This is a genomic window from Paraburkholderia sp. BGA-UO-ETr-F21 (genome assembly GCF_059567925.1).
The window spans coordinates 207994-231309 of the sequence record NZ_JCAQOY010000040.1 but is presented as its reverse complement, the minus strand read 5'-3'; the positions used below and the strand labels follow the sequence as shown (position 1 = coordinate 231309).

Sequence of the window (23316 nt, the reverse complement as noted above, 5' to 3'; positions counted from 1 at the left end):
TGTCGGGCAGTGTTTGAGGCGCGCGTAAAACGCTGGACGTGGCGCCGGGGCCGCACACCGCTGACGGTCCCACTCGAACAATAACGACAACACCGCTCGCGCACGGCGCGGCGGCCAGGGACCACGGAGGAAGACACCATGCAATTCGATGCCGAATTGCTGCTGCTCGCCATGGCGCCAGTCTTTCTCGCATGCATCGGCTGGGAGGCGTGGCACCTGTTGCGCACGCGTCCGGGCGCGCAACTCTATAGCTGGCGCGACACGCTCTGCAACACGGCGCTCGCGCTGATGCACCAGGGCGCCGACAAGCTCGCGTGGCTCGCCGTCATTCCCGTCTACGCGTTCTTCTACGATCACTACCGCATCTACACGTGGCAGGCGAGCTGGGTCTCGTTCGTTGTGCTGTTCGTCGCTCAGGATCTGCTCTACTACGTGTTCCATCGCTGCAGCCATCGCGTGCGCTGGCTATGGGCCGCGCATGTCGTGCATCACTCGTCGGAGCGCATGAATTTTTCGACCGCGTTCCGCCAGAGCCTGATGTATCCGATCGCGGGCATGTGGCTGTTCTGGACACCGCTTGCCGTGCTCGGCTTTCCGCCGAAGCAGATCGTCGCGATCGTGCTGATCAATTTGGGCTTTCAGTTTTTCGTGCATACGCAGGCCATCGGCAAACTCGGCTGGCTCGAATACGTGTTCAACACGCCGTCGATCCATCGCGTGCACCACGCGCGCAACGACCGCTATATCGACCGCAACTATGCCGGCGTGCTGGTGATCTGGGATCGCCTGTTCGGCAGCTATGTCGAGGAAGACGAGCGCGATGCGCCGGTCTACGGCATCGTCGAGCCACTTCACACGTATAACCCGCTGAAGGCGACGTTTCACGAATGGGCGTCGATGGGCGCCGACTTCGCGAGCGTGCGCGGCTGGCGCAACAAGCTGCGCGCACTCTTTGCGCCGCCCTCGTGGGCGACGGATTATCACGCGCGGCGCACTGCCGGTTCATCGGAGTCGCACACGGATTCAAGCGGAAATTCGAGCGAAGCGATTCGCGTGAATCAAGACCATACGGCCGCGTTTCAAACACCGCGCAGGCCGTAGAAGATTCTGTAAGCTGTCGTCACGCCGCCTAAGCGGCGGGCGCTGCCTGCAACACATGGCATAAGGGCCAAACATACGAGGAGATGTAGTCAACATGAAGCAAACAGCATCGCGGAAACAACATTGGCTGCGCGTGACGCAGATCGCCATTGCCAGCACGGCTTTTGCCCTGCTCGCGGCTTGCGGCGGGGGTAGCGACAACAACAATGCGAGCAGCACGCCTGCGGGCGGCGTCAAGTTGCAGGTCGTGTCGTTCGGCGACAGTCTCTCGGACGTCGGCACGTACGCGCCGGTGATTCAGGGGAGCTTCGGCGGCGGCCGCTTCACGACGAACCCGGGTGAAGTGTGGACCCAGAAGGTCGCGGAGTACTACGGCGACACGTTGAAGCCGGCGTACCTCGGCGGCTTCGGCCAGCCGCTGGTTGCAGCGGGCGGCTACGGTTACGCGCAGGGCGGCTCGGACGTCGTGAACGCGCAAGGTCAAGGTTGGGCGCCCAATAACATGGCCGCGACTACCGTGCCGGTCGTGACGCAGGTAGCTAACTACCTGGGTGCGCATACGAGCTTCAATGCGAACCAGCTCGTGCTGATCAACGGCGGCGCGAACGACATCTTCCAGTTCGCGGGGACCACCACCAATCTGACAGCGCTCGGCGCCGCGCTCCAGACGCAATACCCACAACTCGTGCAGGCCGGCAAACTGCCGAACTCGCAGGCGGGCCAGGTCGCGTTTATCGTCGGCTACCTGCAGCAGTTGCCCAACCCGCAGATCGCGCAGGCGGCCACCCAGCTCGCGGCGCAAGTGCAGACCATCGTCAACTCGGGCGCGACCCACGTGGTGGTGTCGACGGTGCCGGACATCGGCAATACGCCGCTCGGCGTGTCGGCCAACGCGTCCACGCCTGGCACGGCTGCGCTGCTGTCCGGGATTACCGCGGCGTATAACTACCTGCTGGTGCAGAACCTGACGGCCCGCGGCCTGGTGGGTACGGGCAAGGTCATCGTGGCCGACGCCTTCACGTGGCTGGATCAGCAGTTGCCGAACTACCAGGCGCTGGGCTTCACGGTGTCCAACACCGGCACGGCGTGTAACCTGGCGTCGATGCAGAGCAACGCAACCGCTTACGCCACGGCGAATCCGAGCGCAACGAACGGACTGACCCCGGCTCAGTACGGCGCACAGTTTGGCTCGTCGCTGTTCTGCTCGCCGCAAACTTACACGGTGGCTGGCGCTGACCAGACTTACATGTTCGCGGACACGGTTCACCCGAGCACGCACCTGCACGCGTTGTTCGCGCAGTACGTGCAGCAGCAGATCGCGGCAACGGGGTTGGGCAAGTAATCAGGTAACGCGGCAGGTAACGCGGCGGATCCGGCGATCCGCCGTCGCCTTTGCGGGGAAGCCAGGCCCGGCTGAGTTCAACCGGGCGCTGTCGACGCTATCCCTGCGCTTCGAACGCAGCGGCCGCCCGACCCAACCGGTCATTCACCGCGATCCACTCGATCGTATCCGGCAGCTTCTCGATAAGAATACGCGAGACGTTCGCGCGGTCGAGAGCCCTCAGCAAGCCATATAGTTCACGCGCATAGACATGCGGATCTTCCGGCGCGGCGATGAAATGCACGCCCTCGGCATCGGCCCAATGTCCCGCACGGGAAGCGCGCGCAACCAATGCCACGCGCTCATCCGCTTGCCGCGCGGCAAGCAAAGTCTCCAGCGCGTTGAACGGCAATAGCGCCAACGGCGTGCTCGGCGCGTAATGCGCCTTCAACGTGCCGGAAGCGCGCGGCGCAGTCGCGTCCGAGCCGTCTGGCAAGCGCGGCGCCTCGCCGAGCACTTCGGCGATATCTTGCGGCGTCACGCGCCCCGGCCTCAACAACGCCGGAAAGCCGCGCGACAAATCCAGAATGGTCGATTCGATACCGACGTCCGACGCGCCGCCGTCCAGCACATGAATCGTGTTGCCGAACTCGTCCCGCACATGTTGCGCCGTGGTTGGGCTCACATGTCCAAAACGGTTCGCCGACGGCGCCGCGACACCGCCATGTCCGCCGCGCAATGCGCTGAACGCCTCGAGCAAGGCTTGCGCGACCGGATGCGACGGACAGCGCAGCCCCACCGAATCCTGGCCGCCGCTGACCGCCGCCGGAATGCGCGCGGCGCGCTTCAGGATCAACGTGAGCGGCCCGGGCCAGAACGCGTCGATGAGCCGCTGTGCCTCCGCGGGCAAGTGCTCGACCCAGTAGTTCGGATCGCCGTGCGGCGCGAGATGCACGATGACCGGATGATTCGCCGGCCTACCCTTCGCCGCGTAAATCCGCGCAACCGCGTCGGGATTCTCCGCGTCGCCGCCGAGCCCGTACACCGTCTCCGTCGGAAAAGCGACCAGCTCTCCCGCGTCGAGCAGAGCCGCCGCGTGTTCGATCTGCGTGGCGCTCACAGGCAATGCGCCTTCGACGGGTTTCTGTTGATCCGGCATGGCGCTCGTGTCAGCCCGTGATGATATGCAGGAGACGCGCGCAATCGCGCGCAGCCGTGCGAGCTTCTTCGAGCGTAGCCGCCGTGAAGTTCACGTGACCCATCTTCCGGCCACAACGCGCCTCCTCCTTGCCGTACAGATGCAAACGCGCGGCCGGCATCGCGGCGACTTCCTGCCACGGCGGCGTGACAGCCGGGCGCTTCGGGCCGTCCGGAAACCACACGTCGCCGAGAATGTTCAGCATTACGGCCGGCGAGTGCTGGCGCGTGTCGCCAAGCGGCATGCCGGTCATGGCGCGCACCTGCTGCTCGAACTGGCTGGTCGCGCAGGCGTCGACGGTGTAATGGCCGGAGTTGTGCGGACGCGGCGCCATTTCATTGGCGACTAGCGAACCGTCTTCGAGGATGAAAAACTCGACGCACAGCACGCCCACGTAGCCGAGCTTGTCGGCGATTTGCAGCGCGGCCTGTTGCGCTTGCTGGACCAGTGTCGGGCTCGCGTCCGGCGCCGGGACGATGGTGTGCGACAGCACGCCGTCGCGGTGCGTGTTCTGCGCAAGCGGATAGACCACCGAGGCGCCACTCGCCGCCCGCGCGATCAGCGCGGACACTTCGAACTTCAACGGCAAGCGCTTTTCCAGCACGCAGGGCACGCCGGCGAGCGAAGCATGCGCCTCGCGCACTTCCTCGGCGTTGCGCACGCGAATCTGGCCTTTGCCGTCGTAGCCGAGGCGCGCGGTCTTGAGAATACCCGGCAGCACGGCTTCGAGCCTGGCGTCGTCGAGCGCGGCCAGCGCGTCCGACGATTCGATCACCACGTGTGGCGCGACCGTCACGCCCGACGAGGCGATGAAGCGCTTCTCGGCAATGCGGTCCTGGGCCACGGCGACGCAGCGGCCAGCCGGACTCACGAAGGTGGTCCGGGCGAGGAAATCGAGGCTCGCGGCCGGCACGTTCTCGAACTCCGTGGACACTGCGGCGCACAGCCGCGCGAGTTCGGTCAGCGACGCTTCGTCGGTGTATGCCGCGCGCAGATGGCGATCGGCGACGGCGCCCGCCGGACTGTTTTCGTCCGGATCGAGCACGGCGACGCGATAGCCCATGGCCTGAGCGGCAAAACAGAACATGCGGCCGAGCTGGCCGCCACCGACCATGCCAAGCCATGCGCCGGGCAGAATCGGTGAAACGGGTGTGTTGTCTGGGTTCATCTTAGTGGTCGGTCGCGGCCGGGTGCTGTGTGCAATGCTTGCTTGCAATGCGATGGCAGGCACCCGGCCGGGGGTCGGACAGGGAACGTCTTCAAGCAATCCATCTGTGCGCTTACAGCGCTGGCAGCACCATGGCGTGGGCCGCTTCATTCTGGCGCGCGCGGAATGCAGCCAGCTTTTCCGCATACTCGTTGCTCGTGCCGCTCAGGAGCGACACGGCGAACAGCGCCGCGTTCGCCGCGCCGGCTTCACCAATCGCAAACGTGGCAACCGGCACGCCCTTGGGCATCTGCACGATCGAATGCAGCGAATCGACGCCCTTCAGGTACTTGCTCGCCACCGGCACGCCGAGCACCGGCACCGTGGTCTTGGCGGCCAGCATGCCCGGCAGGTGCGCCGCGCCGCCCGCACCCGCGATGATCGCGCGAATGCCGCGCTCGCGCGCGCTTTCAGCATAGGCGAACATTTCGTCGGGCATGCGGTGCGCGGACACGACCTTGGCTTCGTAGGGCACGCCGAATTCCTGCAGAATGGCCACGGCGTTTTTCATGACTTCCCAGTCGGAACTGGAGCCCATCAGCACGCCGACAACCGGCGCGCCATGCGTGTGGGCGGTTTGAGCTTCACTCATCTTACGGCTTCCTTGTTTCTTGAGAGCGCCCCCGGAACCGTCGCTTCGCGCCGGGTTCCGGGAGGGCGATCCCTCAATCCCTCAAGGCGTTTTCCTTCGGGGCGAGGGACTTTCTTTGGCGAGGGACTTCCCGCGCAGCGGCACCCCTGGGCCGGCCTTTTCTCAGGCTGCGCAAATCCAGGCGGTGCGCGTAATCAGGCGAGCTTATGTCCGGTCAGGCGCTCGAGCGCTTCCTGATACTTCTCGCCCGTCTTGGTGACCACCTCGTCTGGCAGCTTGGGCGCCGGCGGCTCTTTCTTCCACGGCTGGGTTTCGAGCCAGTCACGCACGAACTGCTTGTCGAACGACGGCGGGTTGGTGCCGACCTGGTACTGGTCCGCCGGCCAGAAACGCGACGAATCCGCGGTCAGCGCCTCGTCCATCAGGTACAGCTTGCCGTGGTTGTCCAGACCGAACTCGAACTTCGTATCCGCGATGATGATGCCGCGCGTGGCCGCGTAATCAGCGGCTTCCTTGTACAGCTTGATCGAGATGTCGCGGATCGTGGCCGACAGTTCGGTGCCGATGCGGCGCTCCATCTCGTCGTATGTGATGTTTTCGTCGTGGTGGCCCATTTCGGCCTTGGCCGCCGGCGTGAAAATCGGCTCGGGCAGCTTCTGCGCGTTCTGCAGACCCGGCGGCAGTTCGACGCCGCACACCGAACCGGTTGCCTGGTAGTCTTTCCAGCCGCTGCCGGCCAGATAGCCGCGCACCACGGCTTCGACGAGGATCGGCTCGAGGCGCTTCACCACCACCGCGCGGCCCTTGACCTGCTCGACTTCGTCTGCCGCCACCACGGATTCGGGCGCGACGCCCGTGAGGTGGTTCGGCACCACGTGCTTGAGTTTTTCGAACCAGAAGTTCGCCATTTCGTTGAGCACGCGGCCCTTATTCGGAATCGGCTCGCCCATGATGACGTCGAACGCCGACAGACGGTCGGTCGTGACGATCAGCAACTGGTCGTTGCCCACCGCATAGTTGTCGCGGACTTTACCGCGGCCGAGCAACGGCAGCGAGCGGAGCGTGGATTCGTAGAGGGTAGACATCGTCGTGGTTCGCTAAAAGTGAGGCAAAAAGTGTGACCGGAACAAAAGGGAAACGCCGTTCCCCGGATGATGCGGGAACGGCGATCTAACGACAACCTGGCCAAACGGCCAGGTGCAGCGCATGTTGATAGCTTAGCGGACGACTTGCGCGAGCTCGCCCGATTTGTACTTCTCCGCGATTTTATCAAGCGTGACCGGCTTGATCTTGCCGGCCTGGCCTTCACAGCCGAATTGCGTGTAGCGCTCGATACAGATCTTCATCGCCGCTTCGCGCGCAGGCTTCAGGTAGTCGCGCGGATCGAACTTGCCCGGGTTGGTCGCCATGTAGCGGCGGATCGCGCCGGTGATCGCCAGACGCAGGTCGGTGTCGATATTGACCTTGCGCACGCCGTTCTTGATGCCTTCCTGGATTTCCTCGACCGGCACGCCGTAGGTTTCCTTCATGTCGCCGCCGAATTCGCGGATTTCAGCCAGCAATTCCTGCGGCACCGACGACGAACCATGCATGACCAGGTGCGTGTTCGGAATGCGCTGGTGGATTTCCTTGATGCGCTGGATCGACAGAATGTCGCCCGTGGGCTTCTTGCTGAACTTGTACGCGCCGTGCGACGTACCGATCGCGATAGCCAGCGCGTCGCACTGGGTCAGCTTGACGAAGTCGGCAGCCTGCTCCGGATCGGTCAACAGTTGCTCGCGCGTCATCGTGCCTTCCGCGCCGTGGCCGTCTTCCTTGTCGCCCTTCATGGTTTCCAGCGAACCGAGCACGCCCAGTTCCGCTTCCACCGTGATACCGATCGAATGCGCCGCTTCCACGACCTTGCGCGACACCTCGACGTTGTACTCGTACGATGCGACCGTCTTGCCGTCGGCTTCGAGCGAACCGTCCATCATCACGCTGGTGAAGCCGCTGCGGATTGCGGCCATGCAGACCGCCGGCGACTGGCCGTGATCCTGGTGCATCACGACCGGAATATGCGGATACGATTCGACCGCGGCTTCGATCAGGTGGCGCAGGAACGCCTCGCCCGCGTACTTACGCGCGCCCGCCGATGCCTGCATGATGACCGGTGCGTTGACCTTGTCGGCCGCCGCCATGATCGCCTGCACCTGCTCCAGGTTGTTCACGTTGAATGCCGGAAGGCCGTAGCCATTTTCAGCGGCATGGTCCAGCAGTTGACGCATTGATACGAGAGGCATGCTTAACTCCTTAGATTGAAACGAATTCTTGTGCCGTCGGCATCTTTTGGGCGATTTTATCGCGAAGCAAGCCGCATACCCGTTCACACCTTCCCTAAAGCGCGGAGCGGTCCTACCCGCTGCGACGCGCGATTGGAGCCGGTGCGCCGCCTCTCGCGGGGCATGGCAGCCTGCTTCGCCCAATCAACTGCGTGCCGATCGAGCCATGTGGGTCGATCCGATCAATACGGCTCGCCCACCCGTACGATCTTCAGCGTATTCGTACCGCCGGCCTGCCCCATCGGCTCGCCGACAGTCAGCACCACCATATCGCCGCGCGACGCGTAACCCTTGCTCACCACGGTTTCCAACGCCTGCTGCAACGCCGTGTCGCGGTCGGTGTTGGTGTCCAGATGCAGCGACGTCACGTTGCGATACAGCGCCATGGCCCGTTCGCTGCCGACCCGCGGCGTGAGCGCGAAGATCGGCACGTGGGTCGAGTGACGCGACATCCACAGCGCGGTCGAACCGGATTCCGTCAACGCTACGATCGCCTTCGCGCCCAGATGGAACGCCGTGAAGAGCGCGCCCATGGCGATCGACTGGTCGATCCGCGTGAACGTGCGGTCGAGGAAATCCTTGTCCAGCTCCGACTGCTCCGACTTCTCGGCTTCGATACAGATCGCCGCCATGGTCTCGATGGTCTGCACCGGATACTTGCCCGCCGCCGATTCCGCCGACAGCATCACCGCGTCCGTGCCGTCCAGCACGGCATTCGCGACGTCCGACACTTCGGCGCGGGTCGGCACCGGCGCGTGGATCATCGACTCCATCATCTGTGTGGCGGTGATCACGAACTTGTTCGATTCGCGTGCCATACGAATCATGCGCTTTTGCAGCGCCGGAACTGCGGCATTCCCCACTTCCACAGCCAGATCGCCGCGCGCCACCATGATGCCGTCTGATGCGTCGAGAATCCCTTGCAGCGCCGGAATGGCTTCCGCACGCTCGATTTTGGCGATCATCTTCGGCTTGATGCCGAACGGCGCGCCGGCGATGTTCGCCAGCTGGCGGGCCATTTCCATGTCGGTGGCGTTCTTCGGGAACGATACCGCGACATAATCGACGCTGAGCGACATGGCGGTGCGAATGTCTTCCATGTCCTTGGCGGTCAGCGCGGGCGCGGACAGGCCGCCGCCCTGGCGGTTGATGCCTTTGTTGTTCGACAGCTCACCGCCGATCTTGACGACCGTGTGGATCTCGTTGCCGATCACGCGCGAGACGTCCAGCACGATCAGGCCGTCGTTGAGCAACAGCACGTCGCCCGGTTTCAGGTCGCGCGGCAGGTCCTTGTAGTCGAGACCGGCGCGTTGCTCGTTGCCGAGTTCGCAGTCCGCGTCGAGCACGAACGGCTCGCCGGCGACCAGCATGATCTTGCCGTTTTCAAATTTGCCGACCCGGATCTTCGGGCCTTGCAGGTCCGCCATGATGGCGACTTCGCGGCCGGCCTGGCGGGCCGCCTCGCGCACGAATTCGGCGCGCTGGCGGTGGTCGTCGGCGGTGCCGTGCGAGAAATTGAGCCGCACCACGTCCAACCCTGCCTGAATCATTTGCAGCAGGATTTCCGGCGTATTGGAAGCCGGTCCGATGGTAGCGACAATCTTGGTGGCGCGATGCATGAGTCTCCTCGTCTGGGTGAGATCGCTGGAAAAAGCGCTGCGAGTCGGATGCGGAGGCTGCGCACCGAAGGATGCTGCCGGGGGCTGCGCGCCGGTTGAAACCAGCGTCGCTTTATGGGGTGAAGCGGTATTCGAGACCAGCACGGGGCGCGCTGGTGGGGGGGCGAGTTCTTCATCGGGGAGTTCTGCGGACGGCGAGGCGGTCTCTCCAGCATCTGCGCTGGACAATTCTGCTGCCTCACTGACAGTGGTCAACTCCGCGAACGCGAGGGACGCCCCGGATACTTCTTGCTGCTGGCTAGCTGAACCGACCGCGACATCAACCGCGGACTCGAGCGCTGCCGGCGTGGCGGCGGAGCGCGCCGCGCGCTCCCCTGCCGATTCTGCCGCGAGATTGCGCGGCTTGCCGCCGCGCGCTTTTGCAGACTTTGCCGTTGGGGAGCGCGTCGCCACGTTAAGCCCGCGATTCCAGAACTTCGACCGCCGGCAGCTTCTTCCCTTCGAGGAACTCGAGGAAAGCGCCGCCGCCTGTCGATATATAGCTGACCTTGTCGTGGATGCCGTACTTGGCGATCGCAGCGAGCGTATCGCCGCCGCCGGCAATCGAAAACGCCGCCGATTTGGCGATGGCGTCCGCCAGCGTCTTCGTGCCGTTGCCGAACTGGTCGAATTCGAACACGCCGACCGGACCGTTCCACACGATCGTGCCGGCCTTTTCCAGTTGCGCGGCGAGCACCTTGGCCGTTTCCGGCCCGATGTCGAGGATCAGGTCGTCGTCCTGAACGTCGGCGACTGCCTTGACTTCGGCCTTGGCGGTCGGCGAAAACTCCTTGGCCGTGACCACGTCGGTCGGGATCGGCACGGAAGCGCCGCGGGCTTTCGCGGCGTCGATGATGGCTTTGGCTTCGTTCACCAGATCGGCTTCGGCGAGCGACTTGCCGATTTTCAGGCCCGCGGCCAGCATAAACGTGTTGGCGATGCCGCCGCCCACGATCAGCTGATCGACCTTGTCGGCGAGCGACTTCAGAATCGTCAGCTTGGTCGACACTTTCGAGCCGGCGACGATCGCCACCAGCGGACGCTTCGGCGCGCCGAGCGCCTTGCCGAGCGCTTCGAGTTCGGCCGCGAGCAGCGGACCGGCGCACGCGACGGGCGCGTACCTGGCGATGCCATGGGTAGTGGCTTCGGCGCGGTGCGCCGTGCCGAATGCGTCGTTCACGTAGATATCACAGAGCTTCGCCATTTTTTGCGCGAGCTCGTCGGAATCTTTCTTTTCGCCCTTGTTGACGCGGCAGTTTTCCAGCAGCACGACCGAGCCCGGCGCGACGTTCACGCCGTTTTCGACCCAGTTCGCCACCAGCGGCACGTCACGACCGAGCAGTTCGGCCAGACGCCTGGCGACCGGCGCGAGCGAATCTTCCGGCTTGAAGTCGCCTTCGGTCGGGCGGCCCAGGTGCGACGTGACCATCACGGCGGCGCCTGCGTCGAGCGCTGCCTTGATAGCCGGCACGGAGGCGCGGATACGGGTGTCTTCGGTGATGTTGCCTTGATCGTCCTGCGGCACGTTCAGATCGGCGCGGATGAACACGCGTTTGCCGGATAGCTTGCCTTCGGCGATCAGGTCGGAGAGACGCAATACCTTGTTCATGGGCGTGTGTGTGCGAGTTGATGGAAAGGCGTTGGCGGACGGCGCGCGGCACTCGAACGCGGCGAACTCCAGCGCTCAGGCACGGTAGCGGCTCCACTGAATCGGGTGCCGGCGGCTGGGCCGCGGCTTCGCGCGCCTTGCAGTGGCGCGGTTATCCCGGAAACGACCATTTTAACTGATCCACACTGCCTTCTGACCCGCGACTCGGCGAATGTCCCGTATTTGAAGGATGCGACGCGCATGCCGCGCTGCAACATTTCCTGCCTCGCCAGCTACATGAAGAGGCGCAATAAGGTGAACACGACCATTCCGACGACAATCGTGCCGAGCATGGTGCGCCGCCACAAAAACCACGCGAGACCCGCCAGCGTGGCGTAGAACTCATGGTTCGACAGCGCGAAAGATAGGCCGTCGGGCGTTGCCAGCACATCCGGCAACACCACGGCGGCCAATGCCGCCGCCGGCGCATAGCGCAGCATGCGCTGAACCCGCGCCGGCAAAACGGTGCGCTCGCCGCCGATTAGAAACATCGCGCGTGTCACGGCGGTGACGAAGGTCATGCCGAAAATGGCCAGCCAGATCTGCGTGGACGTCATTGGGAACCTCCGGCGCTGTTGCGAATGCGGCGCAGGTCCGCGCGCTCGACCATCAGGTCGGCGGCGCTGCCCGCGACGATCGCCGCGATCACCGCGAGCGGCAGCGCGAGCCGGTACGGCAGGTCGAACGCGAGCAGCGACACCACGCCGGCAATCGTGACCGCGACCAGCGTGGAGCGCGTCGCGATCGCCGACACCATGATGGGCAGCAACGCCAGCGTGCCCGCGAGCGCGAGGCCCCAGTTGTCCGGAATCAGGCTCGCCAGCAGAATCCCGGCGATCGACGACACCTGCCACGACAGCCAGCTGCACAGCGCCATGCCCCAGTAGTACGCCTCCTTGCCGGGCACGTATCCGGTCGGAAAGCTTTTCTTCTGGAACAGCAGGTAGATCACGTCACCGTTGAAATAGCCCAGCACGATGCGCCGCCACATCGACAGATAGGAAAAATGCGGCGCCAGACCGACGCTGAAGATCACGAAACGCGTATTGACCATCGCGGCGGTGAGCAGCACGGTCCAGACCGGCAGCTTGGCGGCGAGCAGCGGCAGCACCGCCAGTTGCGACGAACCGGCATAGCACAGCAGCGACATGGTGAGCGCCTGCGGCAGCGTCAGCACCGACTTGCTCATGGCAATGCCGGTGACGAGGCCCCAGGAGAAAATCGCCATCAGCGTGGGCGAATAGTCGCGCGCGCCCTGGCGGAAGGCACGGCGATCTGTTTCTGACAGGCGAGCGAGCATCAAGCGAAACGCGGGCGCCAAAGGCGTCGCAATGAAGGGAAGTCGGCGCCAGGTCGTCAAGCACCCGCTGGCGCATCCGGATTTGATTTATGCGTGCGCTGGATTATAGCGTCCGGAATGCGCCCAAATGCCCGTTCCGTGTGCAAAAGACGCTAAAATGCTGGTCTTGGCGATACCTGCCATAGCTACGCCTAACAACGCACCTGCTGGAGAATCGTATGTCAATGGCCGACCGTGACGGCAAGATCTGGATGGATGGCAAGCTCATCGACTGGCGCGATGCCAAGATCCACGTGCTCACCCATACGCTGCACTACGGCATGGGCGTCTTCGAGGGCGTACGCGCCTACAAAACGGTAGACGGCAGCACCGCGATTTTCCGGCTGCAGGAACACACCAAGCGTCTGCTGAACTCGGCCAAGATCTTCCAGATGGACGTGCCGTTCGACCACGCAACGCTCGCCGCCGCGCAATGCGAAGTGGTTCGCGAAAACAAGCTCGAGTCCTGCTATCTGCGCCCGATCATCTGGGTCGGTTCGGAAAAGCTCGGCGTGTCGGCCAAGGGCAACACCATCCACGTGGCGATCGCGGCCTGGCCGTGGGGCGCGTACCTCGGTGAAGACGGCATCGCCAAGGGCATTCGCGTGAAGACCTCGTCGTTCACGCGCCATCACGTGAACGTGTCGATGGTCCGCGCCAAGGCGTCGGGCTGGTACGTGAACTCGATCCTCGCCAACCAGGAAGCGATCGCCGACGGTTACGACGAAGCGCTGCTGCTCGACGTGGACGGCTACGTGTCGGAAGGCTCCGGCGAGAACTTCTTCCTCGTGAACAACGGCAAGCTGTACACGCCCGACCTGGCGTCGTGCCTCGACGGCATCACGCGCGACACGGTCATTACGCTGGCGCGCGACGCGGGCATTCAGGTGATCGAAAAGCGCATCACGCGCGACGAAGTCTATACCTGCGACGAAGCGTTCTTCACCGGCACCGCCGCCGAAGTCACGCCGATCCGCGAACTCGACAACCGCACGATCGGCTCGGGCGCACGCGGGCCGATCACCGAAAAGCTGCAATCGGGCTTCTTCGACATCGTGAACGGCAAGAGCGACAAGTACGCGCACTGGCTCACCAAGATTTAACGCGCGCGGCGCCGGTGCGAACCGGCGCAACGCACGCCCCCTGCATACAACGAGAATCCCTCATGAGCGAAATCAAGGAAATGCCGCTGGTCGAACTGTCGGCAAAAGACCTGCCGGCTTACTGCCCGAACCCGGCCATGCCGCGCTGGAGCGCCCATCCGCGCGTCTTTATCGACGTCACGCACGGCGAAGCCAAATGCCCGTACTGCAGCACGCGTTACAAGCTGCGCGACGGCGAAGTGGTCAGGGGTCATTGAACACGGCGCACTGAGCATTGATTGCTTGTGGCGCTGCTTGCCCGGCCGAGCGCCCGCTTCGTTGCGCGCGAGGTGGCAGGCGGTCTGGCGCGATTGCGCTGCGGGGTTCGCTTCGTAGCCGGCTGCACGTCTCACGATCTCGTTCGTGGTTCGACGGGCCCGCGCCGGTCATGCAAGCGACGGTGACCACGCCGGCGCGAACGCGCGGCCCGGGCCGAAAGCAGGCACGCCACAGCAGGGCCGCCGCCGCGGTGCTTCCGGCCATGCCGGAAGCACGCCACGCGGTTCGCGGCCTTTCCCTTTTTACCTATCCGAATGCCACGCGCACAATTCGCGCGGGGCTTCGTTTCGACACCGGACACTCATTCTGATGCGTCGCGCGTTGGTTATCGCACCGAACTGGATCGGTGACGCATTGATGGCGCAGCCGCTGTTTGCGCGCCTCGTTAAATTGCATCCGCGCATCGTCATCGACGCGGTCGCGCCCTCGTGGGTCGCGCCTGTCCTTGAACGCATGCCGGAAATCCGCGACGTCTACGCCACCGATCTCGCGCACGGCAAGCTGCAAATGCTGCGCCGCTGGCAGTTGGCGAGCGACCTGCGCGACGTGGGCTACGACGCCGCCTACGTGCTGCCTAACTCGCTCAAATCGGCGCTGATTCCGTGGATGGCGGGGATCGGGCTGCGCATCGGCTACACCGGCGAAAGCCGCTATGGCCTGTTGAACGTGCGCCACGCGAATCCGCGCAAGGACGAGCGCCCGCCCATGGTCGGCCAGTACGCCGCCCTCGCCTACGCGCCCGGCGCCAAGTTGCCCGACGACCTGCCGATGCCGCGCCTCGACGCGGACCTGAACGAAGCGTCGCGCGTCTCGGCGCGCTTCAATCTGGATACGCGCGTGCCGCTGCTGGTGTTCTGTCCGGGCGCCGAATACGGCCCCGCCAAGCGCTGGCCGCCCGAGCACTTCGCGGCGCTTGCGCAGATGGTGGGTCAGTCGTTCCCCTACACGCAGATCGTCGCGCTCGGTTCGCCGAAAGATGCGCCGCTCGCGCAGGCTATCGCCGAGAAAGCGCCTAACGTGCGCAACCTGTGCGGCCAGACCGCGCTGGGCGAGGCATGCGCGCTGATTTCGCGCGCCAATGCGGTCGTCACCAACGACTCCGGGCTGATGCACGTGGCCGCCGCGCTGCGCCGGCCGCTGGTGGCCGTGTACGGTTCGACCGATCCGCGCCACACGCCGCCCTTGTCCGAGCTTGCGAAGGTACAATGGCTTCATCTCGAATGCAGCCCCTGTTTTGAGCGCGAGTGTCCGCTCGGTCATCTGAACTGCCTGAAGCAGTTGAGCGCCGAGCAGGTATTTGGCGATTTGCGCGGCATGTTGCTGGCGCAACGCTAAACGCCGCTGATACTTGCACGCAACACCGCACGCCCCTGAGCGCGTCGCGTCATGTTCGCGCCTTGCGGCGCGGGCATTCTGGCGCTCGGGTGCGATTGTCCGGTTCCGGGCTGTCCCGCTGACCGCTGCCTTGCAACCGCGCGCCGCGCACAAGAGACTGACGAGCCATGCCACGTTTTGCCCATATCTTCGAAGCCGCCGCCGATACGCTGAACGCCTATTACCAGGCCGTCGCCGAGGTCAATATCGACAGCTTGATGGGTCTGTGGATCGATGAAGAGTTCGTCAGTTGCATCTGCGCCGACGGTTCCCACCTGCACGGCCTCGACAGCATTCGCGCAGGCTTGCAGGTCCAGCTCGAAGCCGCGCCCGTTTCCATCGAACCGCTCGACATCCGCGTCTACGACAGCCTCGGCACCGTGGTCTACGCGATTGCCGAAGCGCACCGCCCGGCCGATCCGAAGGCCACGCCCGCCATGGTGTTCACCACTTACGTGATGGTCCACGAACGCGGCGAATGGCGCATCGCGCATATTCACGCGAGTCCTATGCCCAATGAGGCCGCCAGCCAGTTCGCCACGAAAATGCGGCATGGCCAAGGGTCACTGCACTGACGCGCGCCGCGCGTTTTACTTTTCGCGTTTTGAAGCAGGTATGAGCACGCCCCGCAGGCAGTCCCCGGCACCGACGGAAGTCCCCTCGCGCAATTCGGGAACGGCGCACGATAAATCCGCTTCTTCCGGCACCGCGCGCGCCTCGGCCGCCGTCGAGGCTGCCGTTGACGCCGCGGTCGAGGCCACCGTCGAACTGCTCTACCGTGCGCCGCTCTGGCTGCCGAACCGGCACGCGCAGACTATCGTCCCGTCATTGTTCGCCCGCCGCCCCGCGGTCTCGTTTCGACGCGAGCGCTGGGACACGCCCGACGGCGACTTCATCGATCTCGACTGGGTGGAGCACGACGCGCAGGCCCGATCAGCGCTCGCGCCCGGTGCTGCGCGTCGGGTTCCCGCCGACACCGCCCCTCTCTTTGTGCTGTTTCACGGTCTGGAAGGCAGTTCGGGTTCGCACTACGCCGCCTCGTTGATGGCGGCCGCGCGCGAGTGCGGCTGGCACGGCGTCGTGCCGCACTTTCGCAGTTGCAGCGGACCGCTGAACCGGATGCCGCGCTTCTACCATCTCGCCGACAGCAACGAAGTCGATTGGATTCTGCGGCGTTTGCGCGCCGCGCATCGCGGGCCGGTCGTTGCGGCCGGCGTGTCGCTCGGCGGCAATGTGCTGCTGCGCTGGCTCGGTGAGCGGCGCGAAGACGCGGCGTCGGTAATCTCGGCCGCAGCGGCGATTTCGACGCCCATCGACGTGCATGCCGGCGGCCGCGCGTTGTCACAGGGCTTCGGGCTCGTCTACACGCGCAGCTTCCTGAAAACGCTCAAACAGAAGGCCGAGCAGAAGCTGATCCAGTTTCCGGGTCTGTTCGACCGTGACGCGATGCTGGCGAGCCGCACCATGTACGAGTTCGACAACGTGGTGACCGCGCCGCTGCACGGCTTTCGCAATACCGATGAGTACTGGAGCACGGCGACCACGCGCCCGTTGCTGCCGCATATTCAGGTGCCGACGCTGGTGCTGAATGCGCGCAACGACCCGTTCCTGCCGGCTGAAGCATTGCCGTCGCGGCATGAAGTGTCGGCGGCGGTGGAACTCGACCAACCCAGGCACGGCGGCCACGCCGGCTTTATGACCGGGCCGTTCCCGGGCCGCATCGACTGGCTGTCGCGGCGCGTGTTCGGCTATCTGGAGCGGCACCTCGATCATGGATGACATCGTCAAGCAGGCCTTGGCCAAGTGGCCAAACGTACCGAGTTGCACTGGGTGGCTGATGCTGGATAGGCGCGGCAACTGGCGCATGCGCGACGAGGCCGCCCAGGCAAGCGGAACGCCCGGCACGCCGATTCGCCACGAAGCGTTGCTCGGGTTCATCAACCGCAATTACGCCGCCGACGAGCAAGGGCAGTGGTTCTTCCAGAATGGCCCGCAGCGCGTGTATGTCGAACTGGGCTATACGCCGTGGGTGGTGAGGTTGTCGGCCGATGCCGGCGGTGCGCTCGCATTGCAGGATCAGGCCGGCGGCGCTTTCGAGCCCGCAGCCGTGTTCGTGGATGAAGAAGGCGGGATTCTGTTCACCGACGGCTCAGCGCCACCGAAAGTCGCTGTCTTGCACGATCATGATCTGGAGGTATTCTCCGATCATGCGACGTTGGCGGATGACTCGATGAGCGGCGAGTTTCGCTGGAACAATCAGGTCGTTTTGCCGTTGCAAGCGGTAAGGCGGGGCGATGTCGCCGGGCACTTCGGGTTCGTGCCGAGTCCGGCCGCCTCAGCCGCTTAAGCACCCTACCGGCTCGCGCCGCAGCTGATTCCTGCGAGCGAGGCCGGATCAACGCGGCGAAGCTCAAGCAAGACCTAACTCTTTTCGTCCAGCCGCTCCTCCTTATAGCGGCTCTCCATCTCATGCAGTCGCGCGTCGACGGTTGCGAGGTCGTAGTAGCCAATCGCCTTCAGATCGCGCGCGTCCTTCAGTTGGCGGATCGCAGAAGGCCACGCGCCCTCCAGCGCGAACTTCTCAGCCATCGCGCGATGCTGCGTCAACGCATCGCCCGTGCCGGCACTGGCCTGCGCGAGGTAGAGCCACCAGGCAGGCTGATCGGGCTGGGCCCGCGTCTCTTTCTGCGCGAGCGCCTGGGCATCGGCAAAGCGGTGCAACGTCAGCAAGGTGCGGATATGCATGTCGATCGCGGCGTTCGACTGCGGCCAGCGTTTCTGCGCGAACTCGGCCAGACGAGCGGCCTCGTCGTCGCGCCCGGCACGCCGCGCGATGTCGGCGGCCAACACGTCGAGGCTCGGCGAACTCCGCGCAACTCCGCCCTCGGCCCGCTCGCCTGCCGCGAACGTGGCGCGACACGACGCCAATGACACCGCTGCATCGTCGTAACGCTCAAGCAGCATCTGCCCATACGCAATGCCGTACCAGTTCGCCGCCACGTTGACCGCCGTGCGGTCCTCGATCTCGGAACGCAAGCGCGAAATCTCATCCCCGTACTCGCTGCGCGACTGGTCTTGCAGCAAACGCGAGCGAGCGCGCACAAAACCGTACTCGGCCGATTGATGCGGTTGCCGGTAAGGCGCGCGGCGCGCACGGTCTTCCATGTCGGCGATCCGTTCGCCGGTCAGCGGATGAGTCCGCGCGTAGGCCGGCACGCCGGTGTCGCTCATTGCGGCGCGATCAAGGCGGCTGAAGAAGGTCGTCATCGCGTAGGGATCGTAGCCGGCGCCGGCGAGCAGCAGAAAGCCGACGCGATCCGCCTCGTGTTCGGCGGAACGCGAGAAACGCAACTGGTTGTCGACCGCATACGCCTGGCCGCCGATCGCGATTGCGCTGCCCAGATCGCCACTATGCGCGAGCACACCGGCGAGCACGCCGAACAGGAGGCCGGCGAGCGCCGCGTAGGTGCTGCGTTCGCCGGCCGTGATCATGCGCGAAATATGGCGCTGCAAGACGTGTCCCATTTCGTGGCCCAACACCGACGCGAGTTCGGATTCGGTCTGCGTCGCCACAATGAGGCCGGTGTTCACGCCGATAAAGCCGCCCGGCAGCGAGAACGCGTTGATCTGCGTGTCGCGCACCGCGAACAGATCGAAGTCGGGACGATACCCGCCGATATAGAGCGCGCTCGCCGCCGCGGCAAGTTTCGCGGCGACTGAGTTCAGGTAGTCGCGCACCAGCCAGTCGTCGAGATAGTCGGGGTCGCGGCGCAGTTCACGCATCACGCGCTCGCCGAGCTTGCGTTCAGCCTGCGGCGTGAGCGAGCCTGAACCACCGTTGCCGAGATCGGGCAATTGCTGCGTGACGATCGGCGCCCGCCAACTGGTGTTCGCACCGGAATTGCCGGACAAGCGGCTCTGCGCCCCGCCGTACACGCCGAACACGCCTTGCGCGATATCGGACGGAATGAGCGGATCGCCGTAGACATCGGCCGGGCCGCTGACCAGCGGCGGCTCGGCGGATAGCGTGCTGGGCGCCAAGCCCGAAACACCCTGAGATTGCGCAAACGCGCCCGGCGCCGTCGCCAGCGCGACAGACAGCAACGCAGCAAGGAACCGTTTCGGACGCATCACGAGGTCGATATGACGAGGTCGAAAAACGAAGCCCGCCGCTCGGACTAAGATAGCGGGCATAGAACGATTGTAATCAGTCGTCACGCGAATTCGGGTGATTCACGTCAGGTGATTCGCGCGGACCTGGCGCTCCCAACCGCTCGCTGGGCGGCATAATCAGCATGACTGTCGCCGATGACACCCTTGCATATCGGCCCGCACAAACCCGCTGCGGCCGCCGTCGGGCTGGCCCGCTGCTATGATAGGCGCCCTCTGAAGGAGCCCAACCATGCCTGAACTCACTCATTTCGACGCCGCCGGCCAGGCGCATATGGTGGACGTCGGCGGCAAGCAGGAGACCAAGCGCATTGCGGTTGCGCGCGGCTCGATTCGCATGCTGCCGGAGACGTTCGCCCTGATCCGCGACGGCAACGCCAAGAAAGGCGACGTGATCGGTATCGCGCGAATCGCCGCGATTCAAGGTTCGAAGCGCACCGCCGATCTGATCCCGCTCTGTCATCCGCTCGCGCTGACGCGCGTGAAAGTGGATTTCGAACTCGATGAAACGCTGCCGGGCGTGCATTGCACGGTTCAGGCCGAAACGCTTGGGCGAACCGGCGTAGAGATGGAAGCGCTGACCGCCGTGCAGGTCGGGCTGCTGACGGTGTACGACATGTGCAAGGCGGTGGATCGGGGGATGACGATTACTGACGTGAAAGTGCTGGAGAAGCACGGCGGGAAGTCGGGGGATTGGGTGGCGGGGAGTTGACGCCTGTTGCCGGCGGCGCGACCCTGAAAATAGAGAACTCAATATTTTGGAATATCCATAAGCCGCTGAAAGCTTTTCTCGTAGCAAGCGGCGATTGCTTCTTGAGTTGCAGACGCAATATGAAGATTCTTTCTCGCAGGACCGCTTGATGGCGACCACATTTTGTCATGTTTGATATGCCCAGCCGCAAGTCCCAGTTTGTCGTCATCGCAATTGGCGCGACGCAAACCAAAACATTGGTCAATCAGATTAGCGGGTAACAGATCGACAGAAGTCTCCCATGGGTCTTCCACGGTGCCAGCATCGGCATCGATCACTCTCGTAACTAGAATTTTGCGCCAGCTATCTTCGGGGTTGGCGTTCGATGTAATTCGGTGAACGACTGCGCAACCGGCATAAACAACAAACGGCAATGGATTTTATTTTCATGGTGGCGCCCGAATCTGGTTTGAATTGTCGTCAGGTAAGGCGCATATCATTGAAAGAGCAATCTGCCACCACTGATTTGTCAGTTAAAATTAGCTGATCAATCGAACGGGTTTCGAACATGCCGGTTTCTTGCCCTAGCTTCAAAGACGCGTTTCAGAAGAACATGGCAACACTAAACCTGCCCGCTCCCGACAGTCTGTTCTCGACCTACACCACAGCAATGACTAACTTGTCGGCGATGCTGAATGCACTGGCCAAACTTGGTCCTGGTGCAACGGCCGCGGAAATGATTGGTGCAACGACAGGACTGGAAATTCTCGCCGCAATAGCCGGGATCACGGCAGCGGCTTATACAGGTGCGGTGATTGGCAGCCTGATCGTTGCCGCAAACTCATCATCGGTCTGCACAACAAGCGCCCAAGTCGCGCCGACCGTATGTCGATGGGCGGCTAGCAACGGCATTCGCATTTCCCCAGTTATGCTGACATTCTTGCAACGCCACCCAGAAGTCATGATCGCCGGTTCTCCGGCGCGGATGAACTACGCTTTCCGCAATCGCGTGACAAGAGCGACGCAAAAGGCGGCGACAGCATGAACTGGATTCTCGACCGTATAGCATTGCTGCTGGCTGCTGTCGCCTGTGCAGTCGGTGCATGGACGTTCTACCGGTACACCGGAGAATGGTCGGGTGCGATCATCATGACGGCGGTGATTATCGGGCTGTTTGCCGAGAACCATCGTCTTCGCAAGTTACTGACGGAACATGGCATTGAATCTCGCCCGCGTCGGCGTCGCAACACGTAACAGGGTCGTCACACGAGGCGACGACTGAGGATTCAGACATGTGCGAGGCGGTGGATCGGGGGTGACGATCACCGACGTGCGCGTGCTGGAGAAGCACGGCGGGAAGTCGGGGGATTGGGTGGCGGGATGACGACGTGCACGTCATCATCCCGCTCGACCTTTGATGCTAAGAAGCTATGAAGCTGTGAAACGAACGCAGCGGCTCAATCCTCGTCACTATCGTCGTCTTCATTCACGTCGCCCGGCGGCATACCGTAGCGCTTGACCAGTTCCGCCTTGAAACCGGTCAACGTTTTCTGCTCGTCGCAGAGCTGGTAGAGATAGCCCAGTTGCGACGGCCAGTCCTTCAGTTCCATCGCAAAGATCTTCAGGCGTTCGACGGTGTCGAACGCTGCCGCCTGATCGCCGCTCAACGCCTGCAGCACCGCATAGCGGCGCAACACCGTTTCGCCCGGTAGCAGCGCGATCGCCTGCCTATGCATGGCGAGCTTATGTTGCAAGTCCATCGAATTCATCGGCAAAAGCGTCGCCATGCCATAGCCGCCCCACGCCTGGAACAGGAACGACGGGTCCGCTCGATACTGGTCGGCGGGACGCGAGCCGTAGTACAGCACCTCGGCGCGCGCGTAATCGCGATACACCGGATACAGCGCCGCCAGTCCGCCGAACACCACCACGGCAAACGCGCCGAACGACACGCGTGCCGGCACGAGGCGCAGCGACCGGGTTTCCAGCAGGCCAAACACGAACATGGCCGGCAACAGGAAGAACATGTATTGCTGCGGATATTCGACCAGTGCGTGCATGACCAGCACACCGATCAGCGCAATGCCAAACACGCGCGCTGAGCTTTGCGGAGCGCGCACCACCCGCACGAGCCATGTGATCAGACCGAACAGCACGATTGCCAGACCGATCAGGCCGGTCTTCGCGAGCAGGTCGATGAAGATGTCGTGTGAATTGTTAGCGATCTCGACAGCGCCCAGCGATTTCACGAACTCGTACTGGTAGCTCGGAAATTCACCCCAGCCGACACCCAGCAACGGATGCGTCTTGAACATCGTCCAGCCGTACTTCCACAACGCGAGACGCGGCGCGATCTGCCCGGCGTCCTTGAAACGTTCTGCCGCGGACTGCCCAAGCTCCAGGTGATAGCGAACATTGGCCCAGCGAATCAGCGCATTGACCACGAAAAACAGCACGGCCAGCGCGATCGGAATGATCCACTCGCGATTGCTGCGGCGCAGTTGCAGCTGATTGCGGGTCTGCGCGAAGGCCATCCAGAAACCCGCCACCACGATCACGCCCATCTGCAGCCACGGACCCCGCGAGACGGTCAGGGCAAGGCCAACCGCGAAAATCGTCGACACGAGAAACCAGATGCTGACGGCAATTCGCCGCGTCTGCACGAGGAACAACGCGCCCGCCATGGCGAATGCGATATAGGTGGCGAGGTGATTGGCCTGAGCCATATTGCCGAACGGCCGGCGCTCGACGGTCACGTTATAGGCGACGACGAGGGGCGAGACGCGCGTTTCGAGGTGAAACAGCTGGATAACCTGGCAGAACACCGCAAACAGCCCGCCGACGATCAACGCGCCGGCCGCCCAGCGCAACGCGGTCTCGTTGAGTTTGACTCGCGTGAACCCATAACCGGCATGCGTCGCCATGAAGGCCGCTAGCAGATAGCCGCCGCCGAGCCAGTTCATCGACGGCTGCGAGACCGGCAATAGCACCGATTGCGCCACGAGCAACAGCCCGAACAGCAACGGCACCAGCGCGACTACCGGCGACGCGAACGTCACGCGCGGCCTCGCGCTCGCGATCAGCAGCACGACACCCGCGCCGGTCAGCAGATACAGCGCGAGTGCGGTGAATTCGGCGTAAAAGGTCGGAATCGGATACGTATGGTTGACAACTGCATAAGGCAGCACCAACGCGAGAGCCAACAGAATGAAAGACAGGTAGCGCGCGAAAGGGGTGGGCATCGAGTAACCGGTGGGCGTCAGCAACCGGCGCAC

23 protein-coding genes and 1 pseudogene are annotated in these 23316 nt (G+C 63.8%); 12 read left to right on the top strand and 12 right to left on the bottom strand.

Translation table 11 applies throughout. The annotated features are described in order from the left end of the window. The first annotated feature begins 138 nt into the window (after nt 1-138). The gene (locus AC57B1_RS33435; RefSeq protein WP_496419864.1) at nt 139-1101 is read left to right on the top strand and encodes a sterol desaturase family protein; all 963 of its coding nucleotides are present in this window, start codon (nt 139-141) and stop codon (nt 1099-1101) included. 94 nt (nt 1102-1195) lie between these two features. Continuing rightward, on the top strand, nt 1196-2443 hold the full coding sequence (locus AC57B1_RS33430; protein ID WP_091799399.1) for an SGNH/GDSL hydrolase family protein: 1248 nt from the start codon (nt 1196-1198) through the stop codon (nt 2441-2443). 97 nt (nt 2444-2540) lie between these two features. On the opposite strand, the gene AC57B1_RS33425 is transcribed toward AC57B1_RS33430, so the two are convergent. The 9 genes from AC57B1_RS33425 to AC57B1_RS33385 all read right to left on the bottom strand — a co-directional run bounded on the left by AC57B1_RS33425 (nt 2541) and on the right by AC57B1_RS33385 (nt 12346). Continuing rightward, nucleotides 2541-3581 (bottom strand): L-threonylcarbamoyladenylate synthase, encoded by a 1041-nt coding sequence (locus tag AC57B1_RS33425; RefSeq protein WP_496419863.1) that lies wholly within the window; start codon nt 3579-3581, stop codon nt 2541-2543. Nucleotides 3582-3591: 10 nt separating this feature from the next. Continuing rightward, a complete protein-coding gene (locus tag AC57B1_RS33420; RefSeq protein WP_091799393.1) occupies nt 3592-4788 on the bottom strand; it encodes a 5-(carboxyamino)imidazole ribonucleotide synthase in 1197 nt (398 codons plus the stop codon). A 112-nt stretch (nt 4789-4900) separates the two neighbouring features. After that, nucleotides 4901-5419, bottom strand: coding sequence for a 5-(carboxyamino)imidazole ribonucleotide mutase (gene purE, locus AC57B1_RS33415; RefSeq protein WP_496419862.1), 519 nt, complete (start codon nt 5417-5419; stop codon nt 4901-4903). 194 nt (nt 5420-5613) lie between these two features. After that, nucleotides 5614-6504, bottom strand: a complete 891-nt coding sequence (locus tag AC57B1_RS33410) for a phosphoribosylaminoimidazolesuccinocarboxamide synthase (RefSeq protein WP_091799390.1) — start codon at nt 6502-6504, stop codon at nt 5614-5616. Nucleotides 6505-6636: 132 nt separating this feature from the next. Beyond that, on the bottom strand, nt 6637-7701 hold the full coding sequence (gene fba, locus AC57B1_RS33405; protein ID WP_091799387.1) for a class II fructose-bisphosphate aldolase: 1065 nt from the start codon (nt 7699-7701) through the stop codon (nt 6637-6639). Nucleotides 7702-7922: 221 nt separating this feature from the next. Then, nucleotides 7923-9359, bottom strand: coding sequence for a pyruvate kinase (gene pyk / locus AC57B1_RS33400; protein WP_091799384.1), 1437 nt, complete (start codon nt 9357-9359; stop codon nt 7923-7925). Between the two features lie 454 nt (nt 9360-9813). Continuing rightward, complete coding sequence (locus AC57B1_RS33395) at nt 9814-11007, bottom strand: phosphoglycerate kinase (protein ID WP_496419861.1); 1194 nt, start codon at nt 11005-11007, stop codon at nt 9814-9816. Nucleotides 11008-11279: 272 nt separating this feature from the next. Beyond that, nucleotides 11280-11603, bottom strand: a complete 324-nt coding sequence (locus AC57B1_RS33390) for an AzlD domain-containing protein (protein WP_091799378.1) — start codon at nt 11601-11603, stop codon at nt 11280-11282. Continuing rightward, nucleotides 11600-12346: an AzlC family ABC transporter permease gene (locus AC57B1_RS33385; RefSeq protein ID WP_091801038.1), complete on the bottom strand. Its 747-nt coding sequence runs from the start codon at nt 12344-12346 to the stop codon at nt 11600-11602. Before AC57B1_RS33385 ends, AC57B1_RS33390 begins: the two co-directional genes overlap by 4 nt. Before the next feature lie 218 nt (nt 12347-12564). On the opposite strand from AC57B1_RS33385, the gene AC57B1_RS33380 reads away from it, so the two are divergent. The 6 genes from AC57B1_RS33380 (at nt 12565) to AC57B1_RS33355 (ending at nt 17527) form a co-directional block, all read left to right on the top strand. Beyond that, entirely contained in the window at nt 12565-13488 is a 924-nt protein-coding gene (locus AC57B1_RS33380) for a branched-chain amino acid transaminase (protein WP_408186551.1), read from the top strand. Nucleotides 13489-13550: 62 nt separating this feature from the next. Beyond that, nucleotides 13551-13745, top strand: a complete 195-nt coding sequence (locus tag AC57B1_RS33375; RefSeq protein ID WP_042321180.1) for a zinc-finger domain-containing protein — start codon at nt 13551-13553, stop codon at nt 13743-13745. Between the two features lie 370 nt (nt 13746-14115). Continuing rightward, complete coding sequence (gene waaF, locus AC57B1_RS33370) at nt 14116-15141, top strand: lipopolysaccharide heptosyltransferase II (protein ID WP_408351617.1); 1026 nt, start codon at nt 14116-14118, stop codon at nt 15139-15141. A gap of 167 nt (nt 15142-15308) precedes the next feature. Beyond that, entirely contained in the window at nt 15309-15755 is a 447-nt protein-coding gene (locus AC57B1_RS33365) for a nuclear transport factor 2 family protein (RefSeq protein ID WP_091799370.1), read from the top strand. Nucleotides 15756-15795: 40 nt separating this feature from the next. Further along, the gene (locus tag AC57B1_RS33360) at nt 15796-16959 is read left to right on the top strand and encodes a YheT family hydrolase (RefSeq protein ID WP_496419860.1); all 1164 of its coding nucleotides are present in this window, start codon (nt 15796-15798) and stop codon (nt 16957-16959) included. Beyond that, the gene (locus AC57B1_RS33355; protein WP_408351623.1) at nt 16952-17527 is read left to right on the top strand and encodes a DUF2946 family protein; all 576 of its coding nucleotides are present in this window, start codon (nt 16952-16954) and stop codon (nt 17525-17527) included. Before AC57B1_RS33360 ends, AC57B1_RS33355 begins: the two co-directional genes overlap by 8 nt. 74 nt (nt 17528-17601) lie before the next feature. On the opposite strand, the gene AC57B1_RS33350 is transcribed toward AC57B1_RS33355, so the two are convergent. Next, nucleotides 17602-19311, bottom strand: a complete 1710-nt coding sequence (locus tag AC57B1_RS33350) for a M48 family metalloprotease (protein ID WP_496419859.1) — start codon at nt 19309-19311, stop codon at nt 17602-17604. A gap of 271 nt (nt 19312-19582) precedes the next feature. On the opposite strand from AC57B1_RS33350, the gene moaC (AC57B1_RS33345) reads away from it, so the two are divergent. Further along, nucleotides 19583-20062, top strand: a complete 480-nt coding sequence (gene moaC / locus AC57B1_RS33345) for a cyclic pyranopterin monophosphate synthase MoaC (RefSeq protein WP_408351629.1) — start codon at nt 19583-19585, stop codon at nt 20060-20062. Nucleotides 20063-20100: 38 nt separating this feature from the next. Here moaC (AC57B1_RS33345) and AC57B1_RS33340 read toward each other — a convergent pair whose 3' ends face one another. After that, nucleotides 20101-20475, bottom strand: coding sequence for a hypothetical protein (locus AC57B1_RS33340; protein ID WP_496419858.1), 375 nt, complete (start codon nt 20473-20475; stop codon nt 20101-20103). A gap of 179 nt (nt 20476-20654) precedes the next feature. On the opposite strand from AC57B1_RS33340, the gene AC57B1_RS33335 reads away from it, so the two are divergent. The 3 genes and pseudogenes from AC57B1_RS33335 to moaC (AC57B1_RS33325) all read left to right on the top strand — a co-directional run. Beyond that, a complete protein-coding gene (locus AC57B1_RS33335) occupies nt 20655-21086 on the top strand; it encodes a hypothetical protein (RefSeq protein ID WP_408351638.1) in 432 nt (143 codons plus the stop codon). Continuing rightward, nucleotides 21083-21295, top strand: a complete 213-nt coding sequence (locus tag AC57B1_RS33330; protein WP_408351641.1) for a hypothetical protein — start codon at nt 21083-21085, stop codon at nt 21293-21295. The genes AC57B1_RS33335 and AC57B1_RS33330 overlap by 4 nt, the downstream gene beginning before the upstream one ends. A 35-nt stretch (nt 21296-21330) precedes the next feature. Further along, nucleotides 21331-21425, top strand: a pseudogene (moaC, locus tag AC57B1_RS33325) (cyclic pyranopterin monophosphate synthase MoaC); the annotation flags it as partial. 73 nt (nt 21426-21498) lie between these two features. Here the strand turns inward: moaC (AC57B1_RS33325) and AC57B1_RS33320 are convergent. Beyond that, the gene (locus AC57B1_RS33320; RefSeq protein ID WP_496419857.1) at nt 21499-23283 is read right to left on the bottom strand and encodes a PglL family O-oligosaccharyltransferase; all 1785 of its coding nucleotides are present in this window, start codon (nt 23281-23283) and stop codon (nt 21499-21501) included. Between the last annotated feature and the right edge of the window lie 33 nt (nt 23284-23316).

Coding starts and splice junctions, on each gene's coding strand:
- AC57B1_RS33435 (WP_496419864.1), top strand. CDS start 139: ATGCAATTCGATGCCGAATTGCTGCTGCTCGCCATGGCGCCAGTCTTT.
- AC57B1_RS33430 (WP_091799399.1), top strand. CDS start 1,196: ATGAAGCAAACAGCATCGCGGAAACAACATTGGCTGCGCGTGACGCAG.
- AC57B1_RS33425 (WP_496419863.1), bottom strand. CDS start 3,581: ATGCCGGATCAACAGAAACCCGTCGAAGGCGCATTGCCTGTGAGCGCC.
- AC57B1_RS33420 (WP_091799393.1), bottom strand. CDS start 4,788: ATGAACCCAGACAACACACCCGTTTCACCGATTCTGCCCGGCGCATGG.
- purE (WP_496419862.1), bottom strand. CDS start 5,419: ATGAGTGAAGCTCAAACCGCCCACACGCATGGCGCGCCGGTTGTCGGC.
- AC57B1_RS33410 (WP_091799390.1), bottom strand. CDS start 6,504: ATGTCTACCCTCTACGAATCCACGCTCCGCTCGCTGCCGTTGCTCGGC.
- fba (WP_091799387.1), bottom strand. CDS start 7,701: ATGCCTCTCGTATCAATGCGTCAACTGCTGGACCATGCCGCTGAAAAT.
- pyk (WP_091799384.1), bottom strand. CDS start 9,359: ATGCATCGCGCCACCAAGATTGTCGCTACCATCGGACCGGCTTCCAAT.
- AC57B1_RS33395 (WP_496419861.1), bottom strand. CDS start 11,007: ATGAACAAGGTATTGCGTCTCTCCGACCTGATCGCCGAAGGCAAGCTA.
- AC57B1_RS33390 (WP_091799378.1), bottom strand. CDS start 11,603: ATGACGTCCACGCAGATCTGGCTGGCCATTTTCGGCATGACCTTCGTC.
- AC57B1_RS33385 (WP_091801038.1), bottom strand. CDS start 12,346: ATGCTCGCTCGCCTGTCAGAAACAGATCGCCGTGCCTTCCGCCAGGGC.
- AC57B1_RS33380 (WP_408186551.1), top strand. CDS start 12,565: ATGTCAATGGCCGACCGTGACGGCAAGATCTGGATGGATGGCAAGCTC.
- AC57B1_RS33375 (WP_042321180.1), top strand. CDS start 13,551: ATGAGCGAAATCAAGGAAATGCCGCTGGTCGAACTGTCGGCAAAAGAC.
- waaF (WP_408351617.1), top strand. CDS start 14,116: ATGCGTCGCGCGTTGGTTATCGCACCGAACTGGATCGGTGACGCATTG.
- AC57B1_RS33365 (WP_091799370.1), top strand. CDS start 15,309: ATGCCACGTTTTGCCCATATCTTCGAAGCCGCCGCCGATACGCTGAAC.
- AC57B1_RS33360 (WP_496419860.1), top strand. CDS start 15,796: ATGAGCACGCCCCGCAGGCAGTCCCCGGCACCGACGGAAGTCCCCTCG.
- AC57B1_RS33355 (WP_408351623.1), top strand. CDS start 16,952: ATGGATGACATCGTCAAGCAGGCCTTGGCCAAGTGGCCAAACGTACCG.
- AC57B1_RS33350 (WP_496419859.1), bottom strand. CDS start 19,311: ATGCGTCCGAAACGGTTCCTTGCTGCGTTGCTGTCTGTCGCGCTGGCG.
- moaC (WP_408351629.1), top strand. CDS start 19,583: ATGCCTGAACTCACTCATTTCGACGCCGCCGGCCAGGCGCATATGGTG.
- AC57B1_RS33335 (WP_408351638.1), top strand. CDS start 20,655: ATGGCAACACTAAACCTGCCCGCTCCCGACAGTCTGTTCTCGACCTAC.
- AC57B1_RS33330 (WP_408351641.1), top strand. CDS start 21,083: ATGAACTGGATTCTCGACCGTATAGCATTGCTGCTGGCTGCTGTCGCC.
- AC57B1_RS33320 (WP_496419857.1), bottom strand. CDS start 23,283: ATGCCCACCCCTTTCGCGCGCTACCTGTCTTTCATTCTGTTGGCTCTC.